Raw genomic sequence first — 13,156 nt, 5'->3', positions numbered from 1 at the left:
CATGTCGAACAAAATCAATAAGAAAGTGTGTACGATTTCGTATGGCTGTCAAATGTCCGAGCGGGATGCCGAGACCTTGACGGCCATTTCGGAAAAAAACGGGTACGCGCGCACCGAGAACCCTGAACAAGCCGATTTGATTATCATTAATACCTGCTGCGTCAGAGAAAGCGCCGAAAATAAAATTATTGGCAAAATCGGTCAATTGAAAAAACTGAAAGAAAAAAAACCGCAGCTCAAGATTGCGGTTGCCGGATGCATGATTCAACAGCCCGGCCTTCTGGAAAAACTCCAAAAAAGAGCCCCTCATGTCGATATCTGGACAGGGACCTTTGATCATCATCAATTTGAAGGTTTGCTGAGAACAGCGGATCAGGGCGGAAAAGCCTCGCTTGTTTCCGAGGCGGCCTGTGAAACCACTGAGGTTGTTCCTTTGGCTGAAAAAGGAAAGCTTCGCACCAATGTCAACATCATGTATGGCTGTGACAATTATTGTGCCTATTGCATTGTTCCTTATGTCAGGGGAAGGGAACGCAGCCGGCCGATGGACGTCATTCTGGACGAAATCAGGACACTTGTTGAAAATGGCTGCAGTGATGTGACCTTGCTTGGCCAGAATGTCAATTCCTACGGGAAAAAAGACGGTTTTGCCTATGATTTTTCCGATTTGCTGACTGAAATCGATCAAATCGAAGGGCTTTACCGAATCCGGTTTATGACCTCTCATCCGAAAGATTTCAGTGATAAGCTGATCGAGACGGTAGCCCGCGGTGAGCATATCTGTGAACACTTCCATCTGCCATTCCAGGCCGGAAGCAATCAAGTGCTGGCGGCAATGAACAGAGGGTACACCAGGGGATATTATCTGGAAAGAATTGCGCGTATTCTGGAAATTGTGCCCGAGGCCCGATTGACAACCGATATTATTGTTGGGTTTCCCGGAGAAACGGAAAAAGATTTTGAACTGACGCTTGATCTTGTCAATACAGTGCCTTTCAACCAGGCTTTTACCTTCATGTTTTCCAAACGGTCCGGGACAGCGGGGGCGTTGCTTCAGGATCAGGTTCCGCTCGATATCAAGAAAAACCGTCTGCAGAGACTGATGGCGCTTCAAAATTCTCAGAGTCTGAGCTGGCGCCAGAAAATGATTGGCAACCGCTATGAAATTCTGGTGGAAGGACCCAGTAAGTCGGATCCTAAATATTTAACAGGCCGTACCAGAGGAAATGAGATTGTTGTATTCGAAAGCAGGGAGGACTTGGTTGGTTCACTTGTTTCGGTTACAATCAGATCTGCAAATTCCTGGACGCTTTTTGGGGAGCTAAGTGAACCATGAATACACCCATGCTGCAGCAATATCAAGAGATAAAGAACAGGGTACCGGATACGATCCTGTTTTTCAGGCTTGGCGATTTTTATGAAATGTTTGGCCAGGATGCCGAGACCGCTGCTCCGGTTCTGGAAATTGTGCTAACGGCGCGGGACGCAGGCAAGGGCCAGAAAATACCCATGTGCGGAGTTCCGCATCATGCCGTGGACGGTTATCTTCTGAAATTGGTCGCTGCCGGATTTAAAGTTGCCATTTGTGAACAAATGGAAGATCCTCAAGCCAGTAAAGGAATTGTCAAAAGAGACATTGTCCGGATTGTGACGCCGGGTACGCTGGACAGTATCAGCTCGGAAACAAAGAACAACTTTCTGGCGTGTGTCTATAAGGAGAAAACGTGGGCGCTCGCTTATCTCGACATCACAACGGGTGATTTCCGGATCATGGAGACGCCTTCCATTCAGATCCTGCAGGCAGAATTAAACCGTATTGCACCTTCCGAACTTATCCTGTCCAAGGACGTTGCGATGCTGTCCAAACTATTTACGGATTATTATTTGACAGCGATCGAAAAAAATTTGTTCCTGAGGACGGCTGAACTTAGTGAAAGATTTAAGAAGCAGGCAGAGCTTTTGCAGCAAATGCCGGTTGCCTGCAAAGCTGCCGCCGGACTTTGGCAGTATATCAGTCAGAATATCCCCAACTCGGGACAGGAACATATCCTGCGCATTTCGGTGAGCCAAAGCAGTACGGCAATGGTTCTCGACAAATGGACTAGAAGGAATCTTGAACTTGTCGAATCACTGCGAACCAGCGATGAGAAAGGGACCTTATTTTCCACCCTGAATTTAACCAAAACAGCCTTTGGAGCCAGACTGCTCAGAAACTGGGTGCAGCAACCCTTACGCGATCCTGAAAGCATTAATGAACGACTGGCTTCTGTCGAAGAGTTAACACGGAATACTTTTTTACGCCAAGATATACAAAAAGCTTTGACAACAGTGTATGACCTGGAAAGGCTGCTTGGCAAACTGTCCCTCGGCAAAGCAAGTCCCCGGGATCTGCTGGCGTTGGGCAGCACGTTATCCTGCCTGCCTACGGTCAGGGATTGCATCACTGACAACGGTTCTCAGAAGTTAGCTAAATATCTGCCATCCCTGGCAGGACTTGATGACCTTGCGCAGGAACTGCTTGCGGCCATAAACCCTGAAGCACCATACTCTCCGAAGGACGGAAATATTATTCAGAACGGCTATTCAGCAGAAATTGACAGTTTGCGGGCGATATCGTCCGGCGGCAAAGAATGGATTGCCCGCCTGGAAAATCAGGAAAGAGAACGCACCAGAATCCGTTCGTTGAAGATCGGCTTTAATAAGAACTTTGGGTACTTTATTGAAATCACCAATGCGAATGCTCATTTGATTCCGGATGATTATCAGCGAAAACAGACGCTGGTCAATGCCGAGCGATTCATCACCCCGGAATTAAAAGAATACGAGCAGCGCGTCCTGACTGCGCAGGACAGGCTCAGTGATCTCGAATATCAGCTGTTTTCTGTGCTTCGGGACAAGGTTCTGGCTTGTTCGCTGCTGATCATTAACGCTGCCCAGTCGTTGGCTGAAATCGATGTTTTTGTCTCCTTGGCCGGAGCCGCCATTCAAAACAATTATGTCAAACCGGAAATACGCTCCGATGGGATCATTCATATTGTTGAGGGACGGCATCCGGTTGTGGAAAGAATCTGTGATACGTTTGTTCCGAATGATACGCATCTTACCCGTAATAAACACCTTGCACTGATTACCGGCCCCAATATGGCCGGGAAATCGACCTATATGCGCCAGGTAGCCCTGATCGTTTTAATGGCCCAGATCGGCAGCTTCGTGCCGGCTCAGAAGGCCGCCATTTCGATCGCCGACTGTATTTTTACCCGGGTAGGAGCTGCCGATAACCTGGCAGCAGGGCAAAGTACATTTATGGTCGAAATGAACGAAGTCGCCCATATTCTTAAAAATGCCACGGCGGACAGTTTAATTATTTTGGACGAAGTCGGCAGAGGAACAGCAACGTTTGACGGTCTCAGTCTGGCCTGGGCGATTGCCGAGCACCTGGTCGAAACCCCCGACATTAAAGCCAAAACATTATTTGCGACACATTACCACGAGCTAACCGAATTGGAAGAACGTTATCCTGAAGTTTTTAATCTGCATGTGGCTGTTAGGGAACAGGGGGACGACGTTGTTTTCCTGCATAAAATACTTCCCGGCAAAGCTGACCGGAGCTATGGCCTTCATGTGGCGAAGATTGCTGGCCTTCCGCCCCATCTCTTAAAAAGAGCGGCCATCATTCTCGGTGAACTCGAAAATTCCCCGACCCAGCGCAAGATAGTGAAAGCTGTTGATGCCAATATGCTGCAGCCGTCGCTGTTTGATACCCAGAGCACGCATCCGATATTCAAGGAGCTTGAAGAGCTGGATCTGGATAATCTTGCACCGCGTCAGGCGATGGATTACTTGTATGATCTTATTAGCCGAGTTAAGGCTACGAAGATTATTTAACGGCATTTCTGTGTGTTATTGTGTAATATCGTAATGAGGTCTTTGTGCATTCTATAAATCAGTTATTATGTTGTGGCCTTTTTTGAAAGAACTAATCACATTTGGGGCCTGTCTGTGTGCCACAATACCGCTTTCGGCTATTGCGCCCTCCGTGGCGCAAAAAGCCGCGCTGCGCACTCCATGCTCCGCTTGTCGCGGAACTGTGGCACCCAGACTGATAATAAGCATGTTAGGGTAGTTTTCTTGCCAGAATGTGTCTTAATGTAGATTCCATTTAATGAATGATTTCTGATATCTTTGAGAAAGCATAACAGTCTAGAAGTAATCTGTCTAGAGTGGGATATAGACGTTAGACGCCATAACTATTTAAAGAAGAGGATAATAAAGTTGTTAAAGTTAGCTGAAAAAAGTTTAGATTGGGCAATGTTACACATTGAGAATTATGGGGATACTGATATTTTCCCAATTCCATTCGAATTTGAGGCTATTCGGAATCGATGGAACCAGGACATTCGGCCATGGTTAAGAGGCCAAGATATCTTACAATGGATTCCCAGACCGTATAGGAGATGTCTTACTCCTAAACATAGATATGGCTTTCGCATAGCAACTCAATTAGATCCTTTAGAATCAATTGTTTTTACCGCGCTAGTTTTGGAAATTGGGAAAGATATTGAAGCGGCACGAATTCCAAAGGAAGAAAATATTGCTTTTTCACATAGATTTGCCCCAAAAGTAAGTGGAAAAATGTATGATGTTAAGTATACGTGGGATTCATTTCAAGATTACTCTAGGGAACTTGTAGAGAGCAATGAATATAGCTATGTTGTTTTAGCAGATATTGCAGATTTTTATCCGCGAATCTACTTTCATCCTTTAGAAAATGCATTAAGTGAATGTACTAAAAAAAATAATCATGTTTTAGCTATAACTTCGATGATAAAAAACTGGAATTTTAGCGTATCCTACGGAATACCAGTTGGAGCGGCTGCTTCTAGAATATTAGCTGAACTAGTTATAGATGATGTAGATAGGGGGCTACTTAGCGAAGGTGTTAAACATTGCCGTTATGTTGATGATTATCGTATCTTCTGTAAAAATGAAAGAGAGGCACATGAAAAATTAGCTCTATTAGCTAATATATTATTTGAAAATCATGGACTAACTTTGCAACAACACAAAACAAGAATCCTTGATATAAGAGAATTTAACGATCGTTATCTCCAAAGAGAGAACAATCAAGAGTTAAATAGTTTAAGTGATAAATTCTATGAGATATTGGATGATTTAGGAATAGAAAATATATATGAAGAAATAGATTATAATGATTTGAAGCCAGAGGTACAAGCTCAGATAGATAGCTTAAATTTAATGGGTATTCTTGAAGAACAGGTAAATTCAAAGGAAACAATTGATACTCCTTTAGTTGGTTTTATTCTAAAAAGATTAAAGCAGATAGACAGTGAGGACTCGGTTGACTTAGTACTAAATAATATCAACCAGCTTTACACAGTTTTTAAAGATGTAATGACATATATTACTAGTCTTCGAGCATTGGACAATACTAAAAAGCATGAAATCGGAAGTAAGCTTATTCAGTTGCTTGATGATTCAATTGTTTCTCATCTTGAGTACCATCGTCTTTGGATTTTTGACACATTTACTAAAGACCGTGAATGGGACAATGAGGGTAAATTTGTAAGCCTGTATAATAGCTACCATGATGAATTTTCACAGAGGAAGTTAATACTAGCCTTGGGACGTGCTCAACAACATTCTTGGTTTAAGAGTCGAAAACGAACTGTTAATCAAATGTCACCGTGGTTAAAAAGAGCATTTCTAGCGGCTGCCAGTTGTTTACCTGGCGATGAGGCAGAACATTGGTATAGATCTCTACAAACAAGTCTTGATCCACTTGAGTTAGCTATTACGAAATGGGTAAAAGAAAATCCATTTTAGCAGTTACGGCGTCTAACACGGTGTTTACGCAACTTTTTGGCTTTTTTTCTAGTTGGCTTAATAGGTGCAGCAGTTTCAGTTTATTGTCAGGTACAATATGCTAATTCCAAAATTACAATGGAAGAAAAGGTTGACAATATCTCGAAACATGAATGCGCTTAACGTATAGCATACAAAAAGCTTAAAATAATACGTAACTTGATAATAATACTGTCTGCGTAATCAGTAACAGTGTCAGCGGAGCACGATGCGGAGCGCGGCTTTTTGCGCCAAGGAGGGCGCAACTGCCGAAAACGTTACTGATTGCGCAGACCAACCCCATACAAAAATGATTTGAGCAATAACAAAACTGCTTACAACAGACACAACACAACCCAAATAATGACTTAATTTGACACAAACTAACGTTTTTAGAAGGAGGGAGATAACATGGCCAGCCTTATTGGCATCGATGTGGGTGGAACGTTTACCGATGCTGTCATGATCACGAATGGCGTGATCGAGCGTAAGGGTAAAATTCCGACCAATCAGGATGACATTCTGAATACACTTATCAGCGCCCTGGATTATCTCCAAATTTCCGAGGCTAAAAACATCGAAATGATTACCGTCAGTACGACGCTTGTAACGAACGCGATTTTACAAAAACGATTGCCCGAGGTCAAATTGATCCTTTTTCCGGGGACCGGCATGAAGCTTTCCTCATTGCCTTGGCCGGTGGATTACAGTGTTTTAACCGGTGTTTTGGATTATCGCGGAAGGGTCGTTGTGCCAGCGGATCAATCAGAGTGGCAGACGCTTGCTGAAAAATTGAACAAACAATCCATTAAGCCGCTTACGGCCATTGTCAGCAAATTCTCCCATCGCAACAATGTCTTTGAGGAACAGCTGGCAGCATATTTGCATAGAGAGGCACCTGGAATTATAACAGCTCTGGGAAGCCAGTCCGGGAAGGCCAATTTCTACCGCAGAAGTCTGACGACTTATCTGAACCTGGCCGCAACAGAATTGTTTCAGAACTTTGCTTATCAGTTGAAAATGGCGGTTGAGGCAAGGGGATGTCGGGCGCCGATCCGGGTGCTAAAGGCGGATGGCGGGGTCTTGCCGCTGGCAAAGATCAGACCGGTTGAGTCGATTTACTCCGGACCGGCGGCAAGTGTACTTGGAACGCTCGCCCAGAGCAATCCGGAGGAATCCTATGTCGTTGTCGATATCGGCGGAACCACGACCGATATAGGACTGGTATTATCCGGATCTCCGTTAATCAGCACCCACGGCGCGCAGATCGGACCCTTCTTGACGAATGTCCGCTCGCTGGCTGTACGTTCAGTCTCTATTGGAGGGGATTCAGCTGTCTGTCTGGAGCAGGGAGAGGTTATGCTGGCGGACTACCGCTTAGGTCCTGCCTACTGCATAGGAGGAATCAGCCCGACACCTACGGATGCGCTGCGCTACCTGAATCTGACGGATTACGGTGATCTGCAGAGGGCTGAAGAAGCGCTTGGCATGCTCCTGCCCGAGAACCAAAGAACAGCATCTGCTCTGCGCCGGACAGCACAAATCATCGTTGAGAAAATGGTTGAAAAAATTGCCCGGGCCATTGAGCAGCTGCTAGAGGAATGGAAAACCGAGCCGGCCTATAAGGTCTGGGAAGTCATCCATCATCATGATGACTTTAAATTCTATATCCAGCTCAGCGGAGGAGGAGCACCGGGGCTTGAAGCAGTGCTGGAGAACCGGATGAAGCTGCGGACGGTTCTGACTGAATTCTCGGAAGTCTCGAATGCCATCGGAGCCGCGATGGCTAAACCAACCTTTTCCTGGACACTCCACCTGGATACGAAGTTCTCTATTTACAGGATAGAGGAAACCGGGGAGCAGGGCATTTGGACCGGACCTAAAAAACCCCATCGAGAAGTAGAAGATTTCTTGAAAAAATTAGCGCAAAAACAGGCAGTCGGTCTTGGAATAGAAACAGACGACCTGGAGAAAGAGATCTTTGATTATTTCCCGCTGGTTGAGAATTATCATACGGTCGGCCAGATTGTCAAAGGTGCGATGCATGTTTCGCCGGGAGTCATTGGGGGGATACGGTCATGAACAAGACAGGAATTATCTTCTTTCCGGCTTTTGACTGGTCTCTTGGGGAATTTCATCCGGAGCGGGAAGAACGCTTGCTTTACACCCAGGAACAGATCTTTGAAGAAGGGATCATGGACCTTCCCCAGGTCAGGCAATACTCTCCCGGGGTGGCGGATCTTTTTGATGTCTTACGAACCCAGGCGATTTTTCCGGATCTCCAACAGCATAATCTCGATGCCCATCTGATCGCTGTTGGAAGTTCGCTGGTTTTGGGCAACGCGCTGATGAAAAAGGAAATTACGAACGGCTTTGCGCTGGTGCGCCCGCCTGGCCATCATTCCGGAGCGACAGTCTGGGGAAATAGAGGATTCTGCACCCTGAATAATGAAGCTATTTTAATTAATGTCCTTCGGGCCAAATACGGCATCAAAAAAATTGCCGTCATTGATACGGATGTTCATCACGGCGACGGGACGCAGGATATTTTTTATCATGATCCGAATGTTTTATATATATCAATCCATCAGGACGGCAGAACCATATTTCCCGGAACCGGATTTACGGAAGAAAAAGGCGGACCGAATGCCTGGGGATCGGTGCTGAATATCCCGCTTCTGCCGGGAGTCGGTGATGAAGGTTTTCTCTATGCGCTGGAAAACTGGATTATGCCTGCAGTGGAAGTCTTTAAACCGGATCTGATCATCAATTCCGCCGGACAGGACAACCATTTCACGGATCCGTTGGCTTCGATGAATGTGACGGCCAGAGGTTATGGCAAAATCACTGAAATGATCAAGCCCGATCTTGCAGTACTGGAAGGCGGATACGCGATTGAAGGCGCACTGCCCTATATTAATATGGCTATTTTCTTGGCGCTGGCCGGAGAAGATTATTCCGGGGTGGTGGAGTCGCAGAAACCTCAGAATACTGAAATTGGCGGTGATACGATCCGCTCTTTTCTGACCGATCTGAAAAGAACGAATGAGGCTGTCCGGCCTTCCTGGGCTTTCCGTAAAGAACCGTTTTTGCCGACAGGTGACTGGGTATATTCCGAGAAAAGTATTTATTATGATACGGACGGATTTAAAGAGAACCGCAGGGAATACATCCGCAAATGCAGTCATTGCGGGGGGACGGTGCTGATGATATCCCAAAAACCGTCGGTTTTTCAGAAAGCGGTGCTTGTCAGAATTCCGTTTGAAGCATGTCCCGATTGCGAACAGGCCGGATACGATCTGGCAGAGACTTTTCAGAAATCAGAAAAAACCATTCTACTGCAAAATCAACTAAGAAATCAAGTCCATTTATGGACGGACGGCAGGGAAGTGAATCCATTTGGCGGCTAGAATTAAGCTCCTTGATGAGCATTGCATCAACCAGATTGCAGCCGGCGAGGTTGTGGAAAGGCCTCTTTCCGTAGTCAAAGAACTGGTCGAAAATGCCCTGGATGCCGGTGCCCGAAAAATAGATATCAGTGTAGAGGGCGGAGGTACGGCGCTAATCAGAGTGAAAGACGACGGCGCTGGAATTCTGGCTGAAGATTTGCGTCTAGCAGTTCTTCCGCATGCTACCAGTAAAATATCGGCAATTACAGACCTCGATGACCTCAGAACATTAGGATTTCGCGGAGAAGCACTGCCGAGCATCGCTTCGGTATCCAAATTGAGTATTATGACGCGGACACCGGATGATGTTGCAGGACAGGAATTAAAAGTTGAGGGCGGCACGTTTCTTTCCATGACGGAAATCGGATGCCCGCCGGGTACAGTCGTAACTGTCAAAGACTTGTTTTATAATACACCGGCCAGACACAAATTCCTGCGTTCAGCCGTTACGGAGTTTGGCTGGATTTCCGACATGGTTGGCAGACTTTCCCTGGCTAGACCTGATGTTGCTTTTTCCCTGCGTCACCCGAATACTATCTTACTGCATACACCCGGAAACGGCAGTCTTCTCGAGGCCATAGCAGCCGTCAGTGGCAATGATGCTGCCCGTAAGATGCTGCCGATATCCTACCGAGATGAAAGCCTTGAGATTTCCGGTTATGTCAGTATGCCGGAGCATGTCAGGTCGTCACGCAGCGGTCTTACCTTTTTTGTTAACGGTAGGGTGATCCGTTCCCAGTTAATGAATCAGGCCATCAAAGACGGTTATCATACGCTGATTCCCGCCAATACCTATCCGGTATGCGTTATTTCGCTGAATCTGCCTCCTTCGGATTATGACGTGAATGTCCATCCCTCCAAACTGGAAATTAAATTTAAAGAAGAAAAAAACTTAAGCAGAAAGATTGCGGAGGTTATCCGAAAAAGCCTTCTGGACAGTTTTCCAATGCGAAAGTATTCCTTTACGGGAAAAACAAGGACATCGGAATCCGCTCCGTCTGAATCCAGTCCGTCTCACTGGGAACAACTTAAGATATTATACCGGCCGCTGGAACCGAATAGGTCAGATCAAATCTCTCCGACGTACGATCCTGATAAACCAATCATCCCAAAAGCTCAGTCTTTCAGAGATGTAGAGAAGATAAACGAACATCATTACCCATACATTAACGGACAGCTGTCTGAACAGCAGCCAGACCAGACGGAATACATTTCTGGCAGATTATCCGGGGGTATACGAGAAAGTATAACGGATCGGGTTCCTGAGCGTATTTCTGATATGATTTCTGATCGTAATTCAGAGATTGCTCCGAACCGTAATCTTGAGCGCATCATGGACAATATTACGGATAGCCTCCCTGACAAAATTGCTGAAGTATCTCAAACTTTGCAGCAGGATAAGGAAACCGTATCGGAATTCCTGGAATTGAAAGCTGTCGGCCAAGTTTTTCATATGTATATTCTTGCTGCAGACGATAAGAATCTGTATATTATAGATCAGCATGCAGCCCATGAGCGCATCAGATACGAAAGCCTGCTTCAGCTTGCCAGACAACGCGAGACAGCAAGCCAGCTCCTTTTGATTCCGGAGACGGTAGAACTTACAGTTCAGGAGGAGCAGATCCTGCTTGCGCATTTTGACGAGCTGCATGGAATGGGCTTCATTTTTGAACACTTCGGAGACAGGACGTACTTTCTGCGGGGGATTCCGCTGCTAGATAGCCTGGAATCACCGGGGAAGATGTTCAAGGTCTTTATCGATGAAATTCTGAACACATCTTTTTCTCCATCCTTGGAGAAACTTCTGGAAGAGTGGATCATGATGCTGGCCTGCAGGTCGGCTGTCAAAGGCAAAGAGCGCTTAATGGTTCAGGAAATGGATGAAATCATACAGAAATTGGGCAGAGCAGATAATCCTTACTCCTGTCCCCATGGCCGGCCTACGATCATTCAGATATCCGAGAAAGAACTCAATCATAAGTTTGAGAGGGAATAAGTCAAATAAATAACATAATGGCAGAACGGATAAGATCATGGATCAAATGGATAATGTGATTGCCTATAAACGGTCAGATGAAAAACTTAAACTGCAGCTTGAAAAGCTCAGTATGCAATCCGGGATAAAAATTGTTCCGATGGATGCCTTATCAGAAGCTGATGGTCTTCCGATACTTCGTTACGTTAAACAGAAGCTCTGTCTTGAAGATGATGGAGAAAGACTCTTTTTCCATCCAAGTATGGCGTTATTAAGGATGATCAATATCCTGCGCGGCGTACCGGATCGTTTTCTTCAGGCAGTGAATCTTGAGGCCGGGGACATTTTTCTTGATGCGACCATGGGCCTTGCATCGGATACGCTGATTGCTGCGTATGCGGCAGGTGGCAAAGGCAGCGTGATTGCTGTGGAAAGCTCACCGCTGATCCATTTTTTGGTTCAGGATGGTCTGGATCAGGTTAAGCAGTTTAAACCTGCCAAGAAACTGTCTCAGGTAAAGGCCCAGGCCTGGGCGGAATTGAGCCAGGCCACTTCCTGCATTAAAACGGTCTTGGCAGATCATACCAGGATATTGGAAGGGCTGCCGGATGCATCTGTAGATGTCGTCTATTTTGACCCAATGTTCCGTGTTACGGTTAAAGAATCTTCCTCGATCCGGCCGCTGAAGAAATGGTCCGATCCGAATCCTTTGGATAAAGATACGATCCGGGAGGCATGCCGCGTGTCCAGGAAAAGAGTTGTGTTGAAAGAACGAAAAGGCAGCAGTGAATTTACCCGGCTTGGTTTTTATGTTAAAGAGAAGAATAAATACAGCCCTGTGGATTTTGGTATCATCGATTTAACTAGGGTGGGGGAGGGTTTCCAATGAATCCCCTGATCGTTATTATCGGACCGACAGCAGTCGGCAAGAGTGCTCTTGGCATCGAACTGGCACTCAGGCTGCACGGAGAAATTATTTCCGGAGATTCCGTTCAAGTTTACCGGAAGCTTGATATCGGATCAGCAAAACCATCTAAGGCTGAACAGAAGGGTGTACCGCATCATCTGATCGATCTGCTTGATCCGGCTGAACCGTTTACAGTGGCAGGATTTCAGTCTCAGGCCAGAGAATGGATTGAGAATATTCAAGCCAAAGGGAAAATCCCGATTATCGTTGGCGGAACTGGACTTTACATTCGTTCAATTTTGGATGAATTTGAATTTCCGGAAGAAGGATCGGACCCAATCAAGCAAAAGTGGCTGGCTTATGCCAATCAGCATGGCAATAAGGAGCTGCATCTAAGACTCGCGGAATGTGATCGGGCTTCTGCCGAAAAACTTCATGTGAACGATACGGCAAGAATCGTCAGAGCCCTGGAAATCTTTGAATTAACCGGTAAACCATTATCTGAACAAAGGTCATACATGGAAAAAATGTATGCTGAATTGGATGAATCGGTCATTTATTTAGGGCTGACGGCTCCAAGAGACGTGATTTATGAACGAATCAATGATCGTTGCCGGAAAATGGTAGATTGTGGTATAATCGAAGAGACTCTACGTTTACTTCAGGAGGGTTATTCACCAAGGCTAAAATCTCTTCAAACCATCGGCTATCGTCATGTCGTTTATTTTTTAAGAGGTTTGGTCACTCAAAAAGAAATGCTGCGTCTGCTTCAGAGAGATACCAGGCACTTTGCCAAAAGACAATTAACCTGGTTTAGGAGGGATCCCAGAATCAAATGGTATGACTTGACAGAATGTTCGTCTCAACAAATTCTTGACGAAATTTGCGATTCTCTTGACTTGCGCAGTGATGGAAACTAAGGTAAAATTAGACAATAAGAAAAATGGTGATGGAGGTAAAAAA

General features: G+C 45.7%; 8 protein-coding genes. All 8 read left to right on the top strand.

The window, feature by feature from the left end:
- The first annotated feature begins 1 nt into the window (after window position 1).
- The 8 genes from miaB to miaA all read left to right on the top strand — a co-directional run bounded on the left by miaB (window position 2) and on the right by miaA (window position 13,113).
- Complete coding sequence (miaB, locus tag OKX56_RS01500) at window positions 2-1,336, top strand: tRNA (N6-isopentenyl adenosine(37)-C2)-methylthiotransferase MiaB (RefSeq protein WP_019225363.1); 1,335 nt, start codon at window positions 2-4, stop codon at window positions 1,334-1,336.
- Window positions 1,333-3,885, top strand: a complete 2,553-nt coding sequence (mutS, locus tag OKX56_RS01495; protein WP_019225364.1) for a DNA mismatch repair protein MutS — start codon at window positions 1,333-1,335, stop codon at window positions 3,883-3,885. The genes miaB and mutS overlap by 4 nt, the downstream gene beginning before the upstream one ends.
- A gap of 387 nt (window positions 3,886-4,272) precedes the next feature.
- A complete protein-coding gene (locus OKX56_RS01490; RefSeq protein ID WP_019225365.1) occupies window positions 4,273-5,844 on the top strand; it encodes an RNA-directed DNA polymerase in 1,572 nt (523 codons plus the stop codon).
- A gap of 429 nt (window positions 5,845-6,273) precedes the next feature.
- On the top strand, window positions 6,274-7,944 hold the full coding sequence (locus tag OKX56_RS01485; protein ID WP_019225366.1) for a hydantoinase/oxoprolinase family protein: 1,671 nt from the start codon (window positions 6,274-6,276) through the stop codon (window positions 7,942-7,944).
- Window positions 7,941-9,272 carry a histone deacetylase family protein gene (locus tag OKX56_RS01480; RefSeq protein WP_019225367.1) on the top strand — a complete coding sequence of 444 codons (1,332 nt, stop codon included), beginning with the start codon at window positions 7,941-7,943 and terminating at the stop codon, window positions 9,270-9,272. The genes OKX56_RS01485 and OKX56_RS01480 overlap by 4 nt, the downstream gene beginning before the upstream one ends.
- Entirely contained in the window at window positions 9,262-11,307 is a 2,046-nt protein-coding gene (gene mutL, locus OKX56_RS01475) for a DNA mismatch repair endonuclease MutL (protein WP_019225368.1), read from the top strand. The genes OKX56_RS01480 and mutL overlap by 11 nt, the downstream gene beginning before the upstream one ends.
- Window positions 11,308-11,344: 37 nt before the next feature.
- Window positions 11,345-12,175 carry a class I SAM-dependent methyltransferase gene (locus OKX56_RS01470; RefSeq protein WP_019225369.1) on the top strand — a complete coding sequence of 277 codons (831 nt, stop codon included), beginning with the start codon at window positions 11,345-11,347 and terminating at the stop codon, window positions 12,173-12,175.
- Window positions 12,172-13,113: a tRNA (adenosine(37)-N6)-dimethylallyltransferase MiaA gene (gene miaA, locus OKX56_RS01465; protein WP_019225370.1), complete on the top strand. Its 942-nt coding sequence runs from the start codon at window positions 12,172-12,174 to the stop codon at window positions 13,111-13,113. The genes OKX56_RS01470 and miaA overlap by 4 nt, the downstream gene beginning before the upstream one ends.
- Window positions 13,114-13,156 lie beyond the last annotated feature (43 nt).

It is taken from the genome of Dehalobacter sp. (assembly GCF_030063005.1).
GTDB classification, from domain to species: domain Bacteria; phylum Bacillota; class Desulfitobacteriia; order Desulfitobacteriales; family Syntrophobotulaceae; genus Dehalobacter; species Dehalobacter restrictus.
This window is presented reverse-complemented; position numbering and strand designations above follow the sequence as displayed.

Coding starts and splice junctions, on each gene's coding strand:
- miaB (WP_019225363.1), top strand. CDS start 2: ATGTCGAACAAAATCAATAAGAAAGTGTGTACGATTTCGTATGGCTGT.
- mutS (WP_019225364.1), top strand. CDS start 1,333: ATGAATACACCCATGCTGCAGCAATATCAAGAGATAAAGAACAGGGTA.
- OKX56_RS01485 (WP_019225366.1), top strand. CDS start 6,274: ATGGCCAGCCTTATTGGCATCGATGTGGGTGGAACGTTTACCGATGCT.
- OKX56_RS01480 (WP_019225367.1), top strand. CDS start 7,941: ATGAACAAGACAGGAATTATCTTCTTTCCGGCTTTTGACTGGTCTCTT.
- OKX56_RS01470 (WP_019225369.1), top strand. CDS start 11,345: ATGGATCAAATGGATAATGTGATTGCCTATAAACGGTCAGATGAAAAA.
- miaA (WP_019225370.1), top strand. CDS start 12,172: ATGAATCCCCTGATCGTTATTATCGGACCGACAGCAGTCGGCAAGAGT.